The following is a 16,823-nucleotide window of genomic DNA, read 5'->3' on the forward strand; positions in this document are numbered from 1 at the left end:
TTGCCTCAAGGATCCGCCACTCCTCCGTGCGCCGTGTTGATCTGGGGCAAACCTAGCTCAGCCAAGAAACAACCGATAGGCCGGGTTATCGGTTTCATCCCAATAGCGATAGCCCATGGCATCGAGGGTCGCCGGCATGTCTGCCTGCTCCTCTTCAGGCACCTCCAGCGCCGCGAACACTCGTGCTTCGGCAGCACCATGGTTCCGGTAATGGAACAGGCTGATGTTCCAGCGCTTGCCCAGACGTTCGAGAAAGCCCAGCAAGGCGCCCGGACGCTCCGGGAACTCGAAGCGCAACACGCGCTCGTCGGCATCCGGCCCGGCATGCCCGCCTACCGTATGGCGCACGTGCAGCTTGGCAAGTTCGTTGTCGGTCAGATCAAGCACGCTGTAGCCCTGGGCACGCAGGCTGGCCAACAGTTGATCACGAGGGTCATGCTGGGGGTGGGTCTGCACGCCTACAAACAAGCGAGCTTCCTTGCCTGGGTAATAGCGGTAGTTGAACTCGGTAATCTGACGCTTGCCCAGCGCCTGGCAGAAAGCCCTGAAACTCCCGGGCTGCTCGGGGATGGTCACGGCGATAATCGCTTCACGCTGCTCGCCCAGCTCGGCACGCTCGGCAACATGGCGCAGGCGGTCAAAATTGACATTGGCGCCCGAATCGATGGCCACCAGCGTCTGCCCGCTGATGTGTTCACGCGCGACGTACTTCTTGATCCCCGCTACTGCCAAAGCACCGGAGGGCTCGGTGATCGAGCGGGTGTCGTCGTAGATATCCTTGATGGCGGCACACAGCTCATCATTGCTGACCGTGATGACCTCATCCACATAATGCCGGCACACCTCAAAGCAGTGGGTACCGATCTGCGCCACCGCCACGCCCTCGGCAAAGCTGCCAACCTGCGCGAGCACCACCCGCTCGCCAGCCAGCATGGCGGCCTGCAGGCAATTGGAGTCCTGGGGCTCGACACCAATGACTTTCACTTCAGGTCGCAGGTATTTGACATAGGCGGCAATCCCGGCGATCAACCCACCGCCACCGACCGGGACGAAGATTGCATCCAGTGCCCCGGGTTGCTGGCGCAGGATTTCCATGGCCACGGTGCCCTGGCCGGCAATCACATCCGGGTCGTCAAACGGTGGGACAAACGTCGCGCCTTCGCTGTCGGCCAGTTTCAAGGCATGGGCCAGCGCATGAGGAAAGCTGTCGCCATGCAACACCACTTCGCCACCGCGTGAACGTACGCCGTTCACTTTAAGCTCGGGGGTGGTGGTTGGCATGACGATGGTTGCGCGCATGCCCAGCTCACGGGCGGCCAGGGCTACGCCTTGGGCATGGTTACCGGCCGAGGCAGTGATTACGCCACGGGCACGTTGAGCGGCGCTGAGTCGGCTTAGGCGATTGTAGGCACCACGGATCTTGAACGAGAAGGTCGGCTGCAAGTCTTCGCGCTTGAGCAGTACCTGGTTGTCCAGGGCCTCGGACAAGGCAGGCGCGCGTTGCAAGGGCGTCTCGATGGCCAGGTCGTACACCGGGGCAGCAAGAATGCGCCGCACATAGTCGGACAGCAGATTCAGCGACGCGGACGGTGTGCGAGGGCTAACGGCAAGGCTGGTCATCAGTGACTCCTGGTTTTTTTAAAGTGCCCAGGAGAGAGAGAAAAAACCCGCCTCCAGGGCGGGTTCTGTGCAAGTGCCAGCTAGCCCGCCAACTCGATAATGGCGGTAATAATGCTGTGCTGAGGCAAGTGCAGGAATGTGTTCATGCCAGCGAAACTAGCGTAGTCACCCAGGCTAAGTCAAGCGTCCAAATCCCTCTCGCTCATTGGACAAGCACTGCTTCTGCTGCTTGTATCTAAGGCCTACAGAGTACCGAAAGCGCGCCGCGCAGAACCCTGGCAAGGGACGAGGAAGGAGCAATGGCGTACACAGTCATGATGGTATTTGGCACACGCCCTGAAGCTATCAAAATGGCGCCCCTGGCCCAGTTGCTTCGCCAGTGGCCTGATATAGACCTGAACATCTGCTCCACTGGCCAACACCGCGAAATGCTCCAACAAGTGCTTAGGGACTTTGGCTTGAGTGTCGATGAAGACCTGCACGTCATGACCCAAAACCAATCCCTCAACGGCTTGTCGCAGGAGCTTTTGGAGCAACTGAGCGCCACCTATGCGCAGATCAAGCCGGACATTGTCCTCGTTCATGGCGGCACCACCACCAGCTTCATCGCGGCCCTCGCCGCCTTCAACCAACAGATCCCCATCGCTCACGTCGAGGCCGGCCTGCGTACCGGCAACCTCAAGGAGCCCTGGCCAGAAGAAGCCAACCGCCGCCTGACCGGCGTCATCACCGACCTGCACTTCGCGCCGACCACCAAGTCCCGCGACAATCTGCTGCGCGAAGGCGTGCCGCTTGAGAATATCGAGGTGACCGGCAATACGGTAATCGATGCCTTGCTGTGGATGCGCGAACACCTGAACAAGAGTCGCTGGAAACCCTCTCCCGACTCACCCCTGGCACAACTGCGCGATGACCAGCGCATGGTGCTGATCACCGGCCACCGACGGGAGAACTTCGGCCCTGCGTTCGAGCGTATCTGCCTGGCCGTGGCCGAGCTTGCCCTGCGTTACCCGCAGGTGAAATTCGTCTACCCGGTACACCTGAACCCACAGGTACAAAAGGCTGCGTACGCCCTGCTCTCGCATCAGCCGAACATCCTGCTGGTGGCACCCCAGGACTACCAGCATTTCGTCTGGCTGATGGACCGGGCCTATTTGATACTTACCGACTCCGGCGGCATCCAGGAAGAAGCGCCTGCCCTGGGCAAGCCACTGCTGGTGTTGCGCAAGGTGACTGAACGGCCATCGGTGCTTGAGGGCGGCACAGTAAAACTGGTCGGCACCCAGACCGAACGAATCGTCAAGGAAACCAGTGTTTTGCTCGACGACCCTGACGCCTATAAAAAAATGAACCGCGCGTTCAGCCCCTATGGCGATGGCCATGCCAGTGAGCGTATTGCCGAACGTTTGAGCCGCTGGCTCGAGGAACGTGCCAACGGAGGCGGGCGGCTTTTTTGAGGTTGTTCACGGAATTCCGGGAACTACGCACCGGGGCCTGCTAGCGAGTGAGCACCGGAATGTGGCTCGAATGGCGATGAACATATCCGTTTGTTGGGGTGGCACTACTGGCCGGCTTCGCTTTTACGGCGACCCACTTTCGTCGGGGTGTATGGACCGGACACATGGTGGACACGTGTACGGAGACATCGTTGACACATTATCGCCTGCCATCCGGGTTGTCCCTTCGGTAGGTTGAGTGTAGGTATTGCGTAGTCGGGTGCAGCCTAGACAAAAGGGATGCGCCGTAAGAGCGCAAAGGAGATCCGAAACCGCCTAAGCCAATGGATCAGCACTGGCTGAATGGGGCACCACCTACGCACCGGAATGTGGCTCAGGTGTCGATGGGCATATCCGTTTGATGTGGTGGCACCACTGGCTGGTTTCGCCTTTACGGCGACCCGCTTTTGTCGGGGCAAAAGTGGGCAAAACCCCCTGTCCCTGCATCCGGCCCTACGCTGCGCTTCGGGTTCCCTCATTCCACCCTTGCTCCCGTGGGGACCGCGCCGAAGGGCCGTCCTGGCCCTGCGGCGCTCGCCGGCCATCCATGGCCGTCGCCCCACTACGCAAGGGTTCCATTCGGCCTACTGAAGGGACGATTTGTGGCGTCTGCACGATTTGTGTAGGTAGAAGCACAGCAGCGGCAACGGCAACAGCGAGGTGCTGGTGTGCAGCTTTTGCTTTTGATCTGGCTCTTCGTACATCGCCAGCCCAGACACCCTGGATCGTCCCTTCAGTAGGCTGAGTGTAGGTATTGCGTAGTCGGGTGCAGGCCATGGATGGCCTGCGAGCACCGTAGGGCCAGGACGGCCCTTCGGTGCGGTCCCGACGGGAGCAATGCCGGAGCGAAGGGACCCGGAGCGCAGCGCAGGGCCGAATGCAGGGACACACGGTTTTGGTTCCTTTTGCCAAGACAAAAGGGACCCGCCGTAAGGGCGGAAGGGGCCAACAGCGCCGCCGCATCGAATGGATAAGCTCACAGCCTCAAATCCCAGCCCAGCCCAGCCCAGCCCAGCCCAGCCCAGCCCAGCCCAAAGATCATGCCCAAAGATCATGCCCCCGGGATTTCGTGAAGAACCTTTTTTGAGCAGGCCAAGCTACTTCGCTAAGTTGAGCGCTAACAACGACCACTCAACCTCGCGGTAGACGAATCCGGAACTGCGCGCCACCCAAGGCTGACTGGGCCACGGTCAAGGTACCGCCCTGCCCTTCGATCGCCCGTCGGCTGATTGCCAGGCCAAGACCAAACCCACCGGTAGCGCGATCCCGGCTACGGTCCAGGCGATAGAACGGTTGGAATATCAGCTCGCGCTGGTCGGGGGGAATACCGATACCGTCATCCTCGACCGTCAACAGGCAGTGACCTTCGCTGTCCAGGCTCAAGCGTAGCAATAGCTGCCGGTCACAGTAACGCATGGCGTTGCGCACCAGATTCTGCACTGCCCGTGCCGTCAGGCGCGGATCAAGGATAAAGCGCGGCAAGTTGTCATCGGCGCGGACCTGCCACTCGATACCGCGACCATCGAGTTCTTCGGCAAAGCTGCCAAGTATGCTGTCGACCAGTTCCAGCAACGAAACCTCGACCCGCTCGCGCGCCTGATCAGCATTCTGCAAACGACTATAGGACAGCAGTTCAAGCACCAGCTCATCCAGCTCGCGCACATGCCCGACCAACTCCAGCAAGCGCTTGCGACAGTTGAAGGGCACTTCGTCGAACAGCAACACCAGACCAAAATCAAGGCGGGTCAGCGGTGTGCGCAGCTCGTGGGAAACTGCATTGAGTAACTCACGCTGCTGAGTCAGCAAGCGCTCGACGTCCTGGGCCATGGTGTCGAACACCTGAGCCAGCTCGCCAATGTTCGAACTGGCGGGTATCTGCGTACGCTCCGACAAGTGCCCCTGCCCCAGGCTGCGAGCAGTCACCTTAAGGCGTTCCAGATCACGCCAGTGCGGCCACACCCACAGCAGCAAACAGCCGAGCATGGCGGCACCTATCAGTACCGTAACGCCCCAGGACAGCAGGTTGATGTCCATGGGGTCCGGCGGGCTGCGCAATTCCACTGCCCAGGTCGCATCAAGCGGCGCCAACGCCGAATCGTAATAGCCCCAATCGCCCAGACGCACGACGTTTTCACCGCTCGCCAGGCGCGCGCGGTCGGCAGGCGACAAGCCGATCTGGTCCTGACGCCGCAGTTCAATTTGCAACGGGTCGAAATCGGCTGCCAGTTCCCGCGCCACGGCCGGCCAGCGCTCGGCCGGTACCTGGTGAAAGCGCTCGACAATGAGCTTTTGCACACCCTTGGCCTGATCCAGGTTGTAGGCGATAAAACGCTCATGAAAGGCGCCGACGATGGCGTCGGGAATCAGCAGCAGCGCTCCGGCGTAGGCGACGATGATCACCAAGTACAGGCGAACCAGAATCTTCAGCATGCGGCGTCAGAACTCCCATTCCACGCGACTGAACAAATAACCCTTGCCCCACACCGTCTTGATCTTGCGGGCCTCGCCGGCACTGTCGTCGAACTTTCGCCGTAACTTGGAGATCGCCACGTCCACGGAGCGATCGGTGCCATTGAATTCGATGCCACGCAACTGTTGCAGTATCCGGTCACGGCTAAGCACGACGCCGGCATTGCGCGCCAGCACCACCAGCAAGTTGTACTCGCCACTGGAGAGCTCGACCAGTTGTTCACGCCAGAACACATTGCGCTCCGCCAGGTCGATTCGCAGACCGCCAACCACAATCAGGTCGGTCTCCATACGGGGTTCATTGACGCTGCTGCGGCGCAGCAAGGTGCGCACCCGGGCCAGCAGTACCCGAGGCTCGCAAGGTTTGGTGACATAGTCGTCAGCACCCATTTCCAGACCTAGCACCTGGTCATGACTGTCATCACGAGCGGTCAGCATCAGAATCGGCAAGGACTGCGACTCTGCCCGCAACAAGCGGCACACCTGGAGTCCATCGAGGCCCGGCAGCATCAGGTCGAGAATCACCAGGTCCGGCTTGTTGCGTCGAGCCTCCGCCAGCACGTGGTCGCCACGGGCAATTACCGTGACACAGAAATCGTTGCGCTGCAGGTAGCTGGCGATCAGTTCGGACAAGGCGCAGTCGTCTTCGACCAGGAGGATGTTCGGCATGGGCAATTTGACAGGATGGGAAAGTCAGGCAAGGATATAGGACCTTGCGCGCCGCCAGCGCAACCCTTCACACTTTTTCACACTCGGCCTACACAGCTTAACAGTTGGACGTTGGCCTCCTGCCTTAGCATTGCCGGGTCATTTATGGAAGATCCGCATGTTCAGTTCAAGCCCCGTCCGTCCGCGCACCCTGTTGCCGCTGCTGGTCGTCATGTTGTCCCTTGGCGCCTGTAACGACGGCGTACCCGAAGAACAGAAAGCGCCGCCCAGCACCGTCAGTATCGAAACGGTGACCGTTCAACCCCTGGCCATCAGCACCGAACTCAACGGTCGCATCCTGGCGCCCCGTGTCGCTGAAGTTCGCGCACGTGTTGCGGGCGTGGTACTCAAGCGCGTGTACCGTGAAGGCAGCGACGTCAAGCAGGGCGATGTGCTGTTCCGAATTGATCCTGCACCTTTCCAGGCCGACTTCGACAGCGCGCGTGCCATCCTGGCCAAGGCCGAAGCGACGCGCTACCAAGCACGCCTGCAGGATCAACGCTATCGCGAGCTGATCACCATCAATGCCATCAGCCGCCAGGATCACGACAACGCACGCGCCGCAATGATGCAGGCCGATGCCGCCGTAGCCGAAGCGAAAGCTGCGCTGGAGCGGGCCAGGCTAAACCTTGGCTACGCGACCGTAACGGCACCGATTTCCGGCCGAATTGGCCGTGCCTTGGTGACTGAAGGCGCATTAGTGGGGCAGAACGAAAGCACCCCACTGGCGACCATTCAGCAATTGGACCCGATCCACGCCGATGTAACTCAGTCGACCCGCGAACTCAACGCCCTGCGGCGAGCCCTGCGCGCTGGCGAATTGCAGCAGGTTGGCCGGGACCAGGCCAGCGCCACCTTGATTCAGGACGACGGCACGCCTTACCCGCTGCCCGGCAAGCTGCTGTTCTCGGACATCAGCGTCGATCCAAGCACCGGGCAGATCACCCTGCGCAGCGAGTTCCCCAATCCAGACCTCGACCTGCTGCCCGGCAGTTTTATCCGCGTGCGCCTGGAGCAAGCCATCAAGCAGCAAGGGATCAGCGTGCCACAACGGGCCATCCTGCGTGACAGCGCGGGCAATCCACGGGTATTGCTGGTGGATGCCCAGCAGCGTATCAGCGAGCGGCCAGTGGTACTCAGTAGCGTGCAGAACGACCGCTGGATCGTCAGCCAAGGCCTGTCCCCGGGTGACAGGGTGGTGGTCGAGGGTTTGCAGCACGTCAATCCGGGCGACCAGGTACAGGTCGATAACGCGGGCAAGGACGCCCCTTCCATCGCCAAGACCATCGGCCAGTGAGGGCCTGATTCATGCCGCAGTTTTTTATTGACCGCCCGATTTTCGCCTGGGTGGTCGCGCTGTTCATCCTGCTCGCCGGTGCTCTGGCCCTCCCGCAGTTGCCAGTGGCGCAATACCCGGACGTGGCACCACCGCAGGTCGAGATCTACGCTGTCTATCCGGGTGCGTCGGCACAGACGGTCGACGAAAGTGTGGTCAGCTTGATCGAGGAAGAGCTCAACGGTGCCGACAACCTGCTGTACTTCAGCTCTCAAAGCAGCCTCGGCAGCGCCACCATTACCGCGACGTTCGAACCGGGCACCAATCCGGACCTTGCCCAGGTGGATGTGCAAAACCGTCTCAAGGTGGTGGAGTCGCGCCTGCCACGCCCGGTCACCCAGCAAGGCCTGCAGGTAGAGAAGGTATCAACGGGTTTCCTGCTGCTGGTTACCCTCACTGCCGAGGACGGCGCCCTCGATGAAGTGACGCTGAGCGACTTTCTGGCGCGCAACGTAATGAACGAAATCCGCCGCCTCAAGGGCGTCGGCAAGGCCCAGTTGTATGGCTCCGAGCGTGCCATGCGGATCTGGCTCGACCCGCAGAAACTGATCGGTTTCAACCTGACGCCCGACGATGTCAACGAAGCCATTGCCGGTCAGAACGCCCAAGTTGCTCCTGGTAGCATCGGTGACCTGCCTGGTACCGGCACCCAGGAAATTACCGCCAACGTGGTGATCAAGGGTCAACTGAGCACCGTGCAGGAGTTCAGCGATATTGTCCTGCGCGCCAATCCGGACGGTTCCAAAGTCACCATTGGTGATGTCGCCCGTGTCGAAATCGGCAGCCAGGAATACCAGTACGGCACCCGCCTCAATGGCAAGCCGACCAGTGCCTTCAGCGTGCAACTGTCGCCAGGTGCCAACGCCATGGAAACGGCCACCCTGGTCAGCAATAAACTCAATGAGTTGTCCCGCTTCCTGCCGCCTGGGGCCAAATTCGACATTCCTTACGACACTTCGCCGTTCGTCAAAGTGTCGATCCAGCAAGTGATCACCACCCTGCTGGAGGCCATGGCCCTGGTGTTCGCGGTGATGTTCCTGTTCCTGCAAAACATCCGCTACACCCTGATCCCGACCCTGGTGGTGCCAGTGGCACTGATGGGCACCTTTGCGGTGATGCTGGGGCTGGGTTTTTCGGTCAACGTGCTGACCCTGTTCGGCATGGTGCTGGCTATCGGTATTCTAGTGGACGACGCCATCGTGGTGGTGGAAAACGTCGAACGCATCATGACCGAAGAAGGCCTGTCACCGCGCGACGCAACCAAAAAAGCCATGGGCCAGATCAGCGGCGCAATCGTCGGCATCACCCTGGTACTGGTGGCGGTGTTCTTGCCAATGGCCTTCATGAAAGGCTCCGTTGGGGTGATCTACCAGCAGTTCTCGGTGTCCATGGCGGTATCGATCCTGTTCTCGGCATTCCTCGCCCTGAGCCTCACACCTGCCCTGTGCGCCACCTTGCTTAAACCGATTGCCAAGGGCGAACACCACGAGAAGCGTGGTTTCTTCGGCTGGTTCAACCGCCGCTTCGACAGCCTAACCAATGGCTATCAGCGCTGGGTCATCCAGGCGATCAAGCGCAGCGGGCGCTATCTGATGGTGTACGTGGTACTGATCGCAGGCCTGGTGTACGGCTTCAGCCAACTGCCGTCCTCGTTCCTGCCCACCGAGGACCAGGGCTATACCATCACCGACATCCAGTTGCCGCCAGGCGCGAGCCGCGCCCGTACCGAACAGGTAGCGGCGCAGATCGAAGCGCACAACGCCACTGAGCCAGGCGTTGGCAACAGCACCCTGATCCTTGGTTTCAGTTTCTCCGGTAACGGTCAGAATGCTGCCCTCGCGTTCACCACCCTCAAGGACTGGTCCGAGCGTGGTGCAGACGACAGCGCCCAATCGATTGCCGACCGGGCCAACGCTGCCTTCAGTCAACTCAAGGACGCGATCGCCTATTCCGTGTTGCCGCCGCCGATCGATGGCCTGGGTACCTCCAGTGGTTTCGAGTTCCGCCTGCAGGATCGTGGTGGCCTCGGACATGCCGCGCTGATGGCTGCACGTGACCAGTTGCTGGCCAACGCCGAGAAGAGCCCCCTGCTGATCAACGTGCGCGAAAGTGCCCTGGCCGAAAGCCCGCAAGTGCAACTGGAAGTCGACCGCAAACAGGCCAACGCCCTGGGGGTGTCGTTTGCCGACATCGGCAACGTACTCAACACGGCGGTGGGCTCCAACTACGTCAACGACTTCCCCAACCAGGGGCGTATGCAGCGCGTGGTGGTTCAGGCCGAAGGCGATCAACGCGCCCAAGTCGAAGACCTGCTGAAAATCCACGTGCGAAACAGCAGCGGCAAGATGGTTCCGTTGTCCGCGTTTGTGCAGGCCAAATGGATCACAGGCCCCGTGCAGTTGACGCGATACAACGGCTACCCGGCGATTGCCGTGTCTGGCGAACCGGCACCGGGCTTCAGCTCGGGCCAGGCCATGGAGGAAGTCCAGCGCCTGGTCAACCAACTGCCCGCGGGCATGGGTCTTGAGTGGACCGGCCTGTCGCTGCAAGAGCGACTCTCAGGTGCCCAGGCGCCGATGTTGATGGCTCTGTCGCTGCTGGTGGTTTTCCTCTGCCTGGCGGCGCTGTACGAAAGCTGGTCAATTCCGACCTCGGTGCTGCTGGTGGTGCCGCTGGGTGTGCTGGGCGCCGTGATTGCGGTGAGCTTGCGCGGCATGCCCAACGATGTGTTCTTCAAGGTTGGCTTGATCACCTTGATCGGCCTTTCGGCAAAGAACGCGATTCTGATCATCGAGTTCGCCAAGAGCCTGGTCGATGAAGGCCATGACCTGGTCGACGCCACGGTCCAGGCCGCTCGTTTGCGCTTGCGTCCAATCGTCATGACTTCGCTGGCCTTCATCCTCGGTGTAGTGCCTCTGGCGATTGCCAGCGGCGCCAGCTCAGCTAGCCAACAGGCCATCGGCACCGGTGTTATTGGCGGTATGCTCAGTGCGACCTTGGCCGTGGTCTTCGTGCCTGTGTTTTTCGTTGTGGTCATGCGCCTGACCGGCAAGCGTCGGGCGCGCACCAGCAACACCCAGGCCCAGGTCCAGCAGCACTGATCTGGACAGACAGCGGCGTGCATGGGAAGGTGGGCAACTGACTCTACCTGGAACCTTACCGATGCCCGCCGCCACTGCCCCCTGCTCCATCCTTCTGCTTGCCGGTGGTCGCGGCCAGCGCATGGGCGGCGAAGACAAGGGCTTGCTGTCCTGGCAGGGCAAACCATTGATTGCCCACATCCAGGCCGTGGTGCGCCCGCTCACCGATGATCTGATCATTTCCTGCAATCGCAATCACGACCAGTACCGGCCTTTTGCCGATCAACTGGTCAGCGATGCCCACGCAGATTTCCCAGGGCCACTGGCGGGCGTCCTGGCCGGCCTTGCGGTGGCACGGCACCGCTGGATGCTGGTACTAGCCTGTGATGCGCCACTGATCGACCAGGCACTTATCGGTGACCTCATGAACCAGGCCAATGAGCAAGATCAGCCGGCAATGGTCCGTCAGGGTGGATTCTGGCAACCCATGTTCAGCCTGATTCCCTGCGCACTGCGCGCCGACCTTGAACACGCCTGGCAACAAGGTGACCGCGGCATCCAGCGCGCGTTGCTCAAGCACCCGGTGCGGGCACTGGAGTACGGCGAAGATGACCCACGCCTGAGCAACTTCAACACCCCAGCGTTTCTCCAGCGCTGAATCGCGCCTGGGCGAATCAGCGCAACCGCGACCGAATCCGCTGGCAGACCTGCAGCACTTGCTGAACCTCACCCTCGCCGAGGTCGATCTTGCAGGCCATGCTGTTGAACACCTTTGCTGCTTCAGCCTTGAGCTCGCGCCCTTTATCAGTCAGCAGCAGGTTGCGCCGGCGACGGTCGTTCGGATCCAGGTAGATGGTGATAAAACCGTTGTCAGCCAGTCGCCTGACGATAGGCGTCAGGGTACCCAGGTCAAACAAGGTCAGTTCGCTCAAGGCGCTGATCGACACATCGTCCTGGCCCCACAACCCAGCCATCACCAGCAATTGCGGGTAGGTGATGCCACGCTGTTTCAATGGTTCGGCGTAATCACGAACCATGGCATTGGCGGTCGAGTACAGCGAGAAGCACAGCATCTTGTCAAAGTCGAAGGTCGGGTCAAGCATGCCCGTCTCCCTCGGCTCGACTGAACGACTGCAAGGTGGTTTCAATTTTATTGTGCAAGGACAGATAACTCATGCTGGATTCGCGAGAATCATGGGTATGTGCGCTTATTATTGGTGGCGGCCGGCAACGGCATCGGCAATTTTGCCGCGCAAGGCCGAGATCGTGCTGCGGTAGTCATGCTGGGCGAATATCGCTGTTCCGGCAACGAACATGTCCGCGCCCGCTGCAGCAACCTGACCGATGGTTTCCAGATTGACGCCCCCATCCACCTCCAGGCGAATGCTGCGGCCACTGTGGTCGATCAGCTTGCGCGCTGCGGCAATCTTGGGCAACACCTGGGGGATGAAGCGCTGACCACCAAAACCAGGATTGACCGACATCAGCAGGATCAGATCCAGCCGATCCAGCAGGTATTGTGCGGCGTCCAAGGTCGTTGCCGGGTTGAACACCAAGCCAGCCTTGCAACCCAGATCCTTGATCAACTGCACCGAGCGGTCCAGGTGCAAGGTTGCCTCGGGATGGATTGAAATGTAGTCGGCACCGGCCTCGGCGAACGCCTGAATCATGCTGTCTACCGGCGTGACCATCAAGTGCACATCGATCGGCGCGGTAATGCCGTGGCTGCGCAAGGCCTTGCAGAACTGCGGGCCCATCGTCAGGTTGGGTACATAGTGGTTATCCATTACATCGATGTGGATGACGTCGGCACCGGCTGCCAGTACCTGCTCGGCCTCCTCGCCCAGCCGGGCGAAATCGGCTGCCAATATCGACGGTGCGATCCAGAACTCTTTCACGGGTGTACTCCATTACTCATTGACTAATCGTTGCCGCGACCCTGACCCACCCTGCCCCAAGGCAGCGCTGAGCTGTGCGATCAACTCCGGTGTTGGTACGTCCAGATGAAAGTGATGGCCGCCCTCGTGCCAGTGCACCTGGGTCTGCGCGGGCAAGGCGTGCTTACGCTTGTCGAACGCTGCGCCAGCAAACAATCCCTGGCGCCCGAGCAACAGGTGCAGGGGGCAACTGATCTGCTGCAAGAACTCGCAGGCCTGGCCTTCGGTCAGTTGCATCAGCTCGGGCAGTACCAGGCGCGGGTCATGTCGCCAGCGATAGCCATGCCCAAGATTGAGCAGGTCGCGCTGGGCCAACAACCGTGCACCTTCGCTACTCAGATTGCCAGAGACACTGTTCTGCCGTTCCTTGATCGCCATCTCCAGGCTGCTGAACTGTGCCTCTTCAGGCCCACTGAAGCCATGCATACGCGTGCGCAGGGCCAATCGCAGCAAACGCTGGGACTTGCGCAGGTGCTCAACGGTGTTGCCGTCGTCCAGGGCAAACGGCGCACCCATGCCGTCGATAAACACCACGCTGGTAATGAAGCGGTTCATGGCGGCAAGAATCGACGCTACGCCGCTGCCCATGGAGTGACCCAGCACAGAAAAGCGCTTCCAGCCCAAGCACTCGACCAACGCGTTCATATCGTCGGCGTGTTCCCACAAGTAATAGCCGCTGTCGGCCCGGCGGTGATCGGAGCGTCCGTGTCCGGCCATATCCGGTGCTACCACAAAGCAATCGCGCAACCAGGGTGCAATGCGTTCAAACGAGGCCGCGTTGTCCAGCCAGCCGTGCAGGGCGAGCACCGGATGGTTGCCCTCTTTGCCCCAGGTGCGCAAGGCAAAATGGTTGCCGTTGACGTCCAGTGACTGATCGCGACCTGACTGCCCCAGCTTCATCCGGGCACCGCCAGCGGGGCATTGCGCGCCGACTGCTGCAACTGCAGCAAATCGACTTTGCCGTTGGCAGTACGTGGCAGGCTGACTTCAATACTGATGCACAACGGCACCTTGTGTGCCTCAAGGCCTAGCCTGCAGTGTTCGAGTAGCTGCTCGGTGCTAAGGCTCACATCCTGGCCAAGGGTCACGAACGCGCAGAGCCCTTCACCAACGGCAGCATGCTCGACGCTGACCACCGCAGCGGCCTCCACCCCGTCGATGGCATAGAGAAAGCCTTCAACCTCATTGGGACTGACCTTCATACCACGGGACTTGATCATGTGATCCATGCGTCCGCGAAAATACAAATAGCCATCCTCGTCGAGACTGCAGTAGTCACCGGTATACAGCACACTCTCTCCGGGATAGCGCCCGGGCTTGAGTTTCATTGCGGTAGCAGTGGGATTGCGCCAATAGCCGGCCATGACCGTAGCCCCGCGAATCACCAACTGGCCAACCTGATGGGGCTCATCGATACGCCGGTCTTCATCGTCCACCAGCCACAGTTCGGTGTTGGGAATGGCGATACCGACGCTGCCGGGCTTGGTGTCGATGTCTTCCGGTGGCAAGTAGGTACAGCGCTTACATTCGGTCAAACCGTACATCGAGTAGATCTGCGCCTGGGGAAACAGCGCTTTCATCTGGGCGATATGCGGCGCCTTGAGCGCTGCACCGGTATTGGTGACCATACGTACATCGGCAAACACCGCCTCGCGTTTGTGCGCGTACTCATGCAACAACATGAGCATGGTCGGCACGAATGGAATCACACTGACCTGGTACTGGCGGATCTTGCGAATCAGGAAAATCGGCCAAGTGAATTCTTTTTCCAGCACCAGAGTGGCTCCGGCGCCAATGGCCATGATCATCTGGTACAAGCCGTAGTCGAAGGACAGCGGCAACGAACACAGCACGTTGTCGCTTTCGTTGTAGCCAAGGTAGGTGTTCAACGAGTGCAGCGCTGCGAGCATGTTGCGATGGGTCAGCATCACACCCTTGGCTGCACCGGTAGACCCTGAGGTGTAGATAATCCCGGCAAGGTCAAGGTCAAGATTGCCACAGGGCAGCGGTACACCTGCACCTTGGCCGAGCAGGCTTTCAAAGGTTTGGGCGTGTGTTGAACCGGCCTCGCCATCGAGCAACACGATCGAATTCAGGTGTCCGAGCTCGGCCAGACGGTCTCCCAGGCTGCCGATTTTCTCGGTGGTGGTGATCAGCACCGAGGCCTCGGCGTCGCGAAGAATATAATCGAGGCTGTCCGCCGGGGTCTCAAGGCCGACATTCACTACCACGCCGCCCGCTTTGAGGATGCCCCAGAAAGCACAGACCGTTTCTACCCGGTTACCCAGGCACACCACCACCCGCTCCTGGCGCTGCAAGCCGTTGACCTGCAGACCGGCAGCCAGACGCGCGCTGGCGTCGTCCAGTTGCGCGTAGGTGTAGGTCTCATCGGCGTAGATGATCGCAGCTTTGTCCGGATGCAAGCCGTTGCGCGTCTCCAGTACATGTTGCAGGAGCACTTCAGGCGCTTTCATGTTGCACCTCGACCACCTCCGAAGACCGCGACGCTGAGCGCGTCTGTCGATGCGCATCGATATAACCGGCCAACGTCGCGACGGTGTTGAAGTGCCCCGGGACTATGGTGTCCGGATTGACAAAGAAACCGTCGATTTCGTCCTCCAGGCTGATCAGCAGTTCCATGGAGGTAAGCGAGTCCAGGCCCAGGTCGTCACGCAAGTGGGAGTCGCTGTTGATGACGGTATGTTCCGGCAATTTCAGTACCACGCGCAAAATGTCGCCGAGTTGGCGCTGGGTGGCCAACTGCGTGTCAACGGCCGGTTCAGCGTCAGGGGCCGGACGCAACATGGCTTGCAGGGATACATCGGTGTGGCTGTCGCGAATATCCAGGGCGGTCTGCCGCGCCCGAGCAAGAAATAGCTGGTTGTGGCTGACCACCACTTCGGCCGGATGGCCATGACTGTGAAACAGCGTGGGCGACGCGGTTGGCCCGTACGCGCCCGAAGCCGTCACGACCAGCAGGTCACCCTCTTGCAAGGTTTCGAGCTGAACGTCGCGCCCCAGCAAGTCATCGGGGCTACAGAGCGGCCCGGAGATATGGTAGGTAGACAACGGCGCGCCGGTGCTTCCCGAGGCTTTGACAATGCGGAAGTTGCGCTTGAGTACCTGCCCGCTGCCTGCTGCAGCACCGTGGCAGTTGGTTCCACCATCGGTGACAGCAAAGACCTTGCCGTGGTTGTCCTTGATATTGTCGACGGTAACCAGCAACGACCCGCATTTGCCAGCGATAAAACGGCCCGATTCAAGAATGATCCGGGTACGCGGAAATTCGTGATGGAAGGCATTGAACAATGGTGCAATCAGCTGCTTGAGATGGGCGACGTCGAGTTCTGTTTCATTCTCGTAGTACTTGATACCCAGACCGCCCCCCACATCGACCATGCGCATGTCCAACTGGTAGCGCAAAGAGAGACTGCGGAATAGGTCGAGGATGTACGCCGAGTTGTCGTATACCGACTGAGCGTCGAGGATTTTGGTGCCGTTGTAGACGTGAATACCTTTGATCTTGATATTCGGCATCGCCACATAGTCGCCGAAGTTGGCCACCGCAGTGTCTTCCTGGATGCCAAAGTGGGTGGGCCGCCCGCCCATCTTCCAGGGCGAACCTGCCGCTGAAAAATTTGGATTGATGCGAATAGCCACTGGAGCCTCACAACCCAGCTCCCCAGCCAGGGTCGAGAGCTTGCGCAGCTCGCTTTCAGATTCGACAACGATGGCGAACACCCCTACTTCCAGGGCCCGACGGTGTTCCTCGGGCTTTTTGTAGGGACCGAGCAGAATGATGTCCTGCGCTGCCACTCCTGCTTTGAGCGCAATTTCCAGCTCTGCCAGCGAGCACACTTCGGTGTTGCCACCGTATGAACGGATCAACTTCACCAAGGACAGGTTCGGGTTGACCTTCAATGCATAGAAGATATCCACGCACTCCGGCAATGCGTCCCGCAACTCGTTGAAGCTGCTACGTAACACCGCTTCATCGTAGAGGTACGTCGGTGTCCCGAACGTCGCTTTGGCCTGAGTGACGAGTTCCTTGGAAAGCTTCATCTGTTGCTCCCATCGTTCTTATAGTGTCCCGCGGCAGCGACGGTGCTTATGTCGGCGTGTAAGCGCCGTCGCACACGTTCGATGGCGGATTGGCTTCTTGTCTAAGCGCACATCA

12 protein-coding genes are annotated in these 16,823 nt (G+C 60.2%); 4 read left to right on the forward strand and 8 right to left on the reverse strand.

Features of this window, described 5'->3' with window-relative positions; all coding sequences use genetic code 11:
* Positions 1 to 57: 57 nt before the first annotated feature.
* Entirely contained in the window at positions 58 to 1,620 is a 1,563-nt protein-coding gene (ilvA, locus tag D3Z90_RS14250) for a threonine ammonia-lyase, biosynthetic (protein WP_136476592.1), read from the reverse strand.
* A 299-nt stretch (positions 1,621 to 1,919) separates the two neighbouring features.
* Here ilvA and wecB point away from each other — a divergent pair, with 299 nt between their 5' ends.
* Positions 1,920 to 3,077 carry a non-hydrolyzing UDP-N-acetylglucosamine 2-epimerase gene (gene wecB, locus D3Z90_RS14255; protein ID WP_136476594.1) on the forward strand — a complete coding sequence of 386 codons (1,158 nt, stop codon included), beginning with the start codon at positions 1,920 to 1,922 and terminating at the stop codon, positions 3,075 to 3,077.
* Positions 3,078 to 4,247: 1,170 nt separating this feature from the next.
* Here wecB and D3Z90_RS14260 read toward each other — a convergent pair.
* Positions 4,248 to 5,546 carry an ATP-binding protein gene (locus tag D3Z90_RS14260; RefSeq protein ID WP_136476596.1) on the reverse strand — a complete coding sequence of 433 codons (1,299 nt, stop codon included), beginning with the start codon at positions 5,544 to 5,546 and terminating at the stop codon, positions 4,248 to 4,250.
* Positions 5,547 to 5,552: 6 nt separating this feature from the next.
* Positions 5,553 to 6,254 (reverse strand): response regulator transcription factor, encoded by a 702-nt coding sequence (locus D3Z90_RS14265; protein ID WP_136476598.1) that lies wholly within the window; start codon positions 6,252 to 6,254, stop codon positions 5,553 to 5,555.
* Between the two features lie 157 nt (positions 6,255 to 6,411).
* Here D3Z90_RS14265 and D3Z90_RS14270 point away from each other — a divergent pair, with 157 nt between their 5' ends.
* From D3Z90_RS14270 to mobA, 3 genes are all read left to right on the forward strand, one after another.
* Positions 6,412 to 7,590, forward strand: a complete 1,179-nt coding sequence (locus D3Z90_RS14270) for an efflux RND transporter periplasmic adaptor subunit (protein ID WP_136476600.1) — start codon at positions 6,412 to 6,414, stop codon at positions 7,588 to 7,590.
* 11 nt (positions 7,591 to 7,601) lie between these two features.
* Positions 7,602 to 10,730: an efflux RND transporter permease subunit gene (locus tag D3Z90_RS14275; protein ID WP_136476602.1), complete on the forward strand. Its 3,129-nt coding sequence runs from the start codon at positions 7,602 to 7,604 to the stop codon at positions 10,728 to 10,730.
* 61 nt (positions 10,731 to 10,791) lie between these two features.
* Positions 10,792 to 11,367, forward strand: a complete 576-nt coding sequence (mobA, locus tag D3Z90_RS14280; RefSeq protein WP_136476604.1) for a molybdenum cofactor guanylyltransferase MobA — start codon at positions 10,792 to 10,794, stop codon at positions 11,365 to 11,367.
* A gap of 16 nt (positions 11,368 to 11,383) precedes the next feature.
* Here mobA and D3Z90_RS14285 read toward each other — a convergent pair whose 3' ends face one another.
* The 5 genes from D3Z90_RS14285 to D3Z90_RS14305 all read right to left on the reverse strand — a co-directional run bounded on the left by D3Z90_RS14285 (position 11,384) and on the right by D3Z90_RS14305 (position 16,708).
* Positions 11,384 to 11,812 carry a MarR family winged helix-turn-helix transcriptional regulator gene (locus D3Z90_RS14285; RefSeq protein ID WP_136476606.1) on the reverse strand — a complete coding sequence of 143 codons (429 nt, stop codon included), beginning with the start codon at positions 11,810 to 11,812 and terminating at the stop codon, positions 11,384 to 11,386.
* 108 nt (positions 11,813 to 11,920) lie between these two features.
* On the reverse strand, positions 11,921 to 12,607 hold the full coding sequence (gene rpe, locus D3Z90_RS14290; RefSeq protein WP_136476608.1) for a ribulose-phosphate 3-epimerase: 687 nt from the start codon (positions 12,605 to 12,607) through the stop codon (positions 11,921 to 11,923).
* 12 nt (positions 12,608 to 12,619) lie between these two features.
* Positions 12,620 to 13,546: an alpha/beta hydrolase gene (locus D3Z90_RS14295; RefSeq protein WP_136476610.1), complete on the reverse strand. Its 927-nt coding sequence runs from the start codon at positions 13,544 to 13,546 to the stop codon at positions 12,620 to 12,622.
* Complete coding sequence (locus tag D3Z90_RS14300; protein WP_136476612.1) at positions 13,543 to 15,120, reverse strand: class I adenylate-forming enzyme family protein; 1,578 nt, start codon at positions 15,118 to 15,120, stop codon at positions 13,543 to 13,545. Before D3Z90_RS14300 ends, D3Z90_RS14295 begins: the two co-directional genes overlap by 4 nt.
* Positions 15,107 to 16,708, reverse strand: coding sequence for a phosphopantetheine-binding protein (locus D3Z90_RS14305; protein ID WP_136476614.1), 1,602 nt, complete (start codon positions 16,706 to 16,708; stop codon positions 15,107 to 15,109). Before D3Z90_RS14305 ends, D3Z90_RS14300 begins: the two co-directional genes overlap by 14 nt.
* Positions 16,709 to 16,823 lie beyond the last annotated feature (115 nt).

The organism is Pseudomonas sp. DG56-2 (assembly GCF_004803755.1).
Lineage (GTDB): Bacteria > Pseudomonadota > Gammaproteobacteria > Pseudomonadales > Pseudomonadaceae > Aquipseudomonas > Aquipseudomonas auratipiscis.

Coding starts and splice junctions, on each gene's coding strand:
- ilvA (WP_136476592.1), bottom strand. CDS start 1,620: ATGACCAGCCTTGCCGTTAGCCCTCGCACACCGTCCGCGTCGCTGAAT.
- wecB (WP_136476594.1), top strand. CDS start 1,920: ATGGCGTACACAGTCATGATGGTATTTGGCACACGCCCTGAAGCTATC.
- D3Z90_RS14260 (WP_136476596.1), bottom strand. CDS start 5,546: ATGCTGAAGATTCTGGTTCGCCTGTACTTGGTGATCATCGTCGCCTAC.
- D3Z90_RS14265 (WP_136476598.1), bottom strand. CDS start 6,254: ATGCCGAACATCCTCCTGGTCGAAGACGACTGCGCCTTGTCCGAACTG.
- D3Z90_RS14270 (WP_136476600.1), top strand. CDS start 6,412: ATGTTCAGTTCAAGCCCCGTCCGTCCGCGCACCCTGTTGCCGCTGCTG.
- D3Z90_RS14275 (WP_136476602.1), top strand. CDS start 7,602: ATGCCGCAGTTTTTTATTGACCGCCCGATTTTCGCCTGGGTGGTCGCG.
- mobA (WP_136476604.1), top strand. CDS start 10,792: ATGCCCGCCGCCACTGCCCCCTGCTCCATCCTTCTGCTTGCCGGTGGT.
- D3Z90_RS14285 (WP_136476606.1), bottom strand. CDS start 11,812: ATGCTTGACCCGACCTTCGACTTTGACAAGATGCTGTGCTTCTCGCTG.
- D3Z90_RS14295 (WP_136476610.1), bottom strand. CDS start 13,546: ATGAAGCTGGGGCAGTCAGGTCGCGATCAGTCACTGGACGTCAACGGC.
- D3Z90_RS14300 (WP_136476612.1), bottom strand. CDS start 15,120: ATGAAAGCGCCTGAAGTGCTCCTGCAACATGTACTGGAGACGCGCAAC.
- D3Z90_RS14305 (WP_136476614.1), bottom strand. CDS start 16,708: ATGAAGCTTTCCAAGGAACTCGTCACTCAGGCCAAAGCGACGTTCGGG.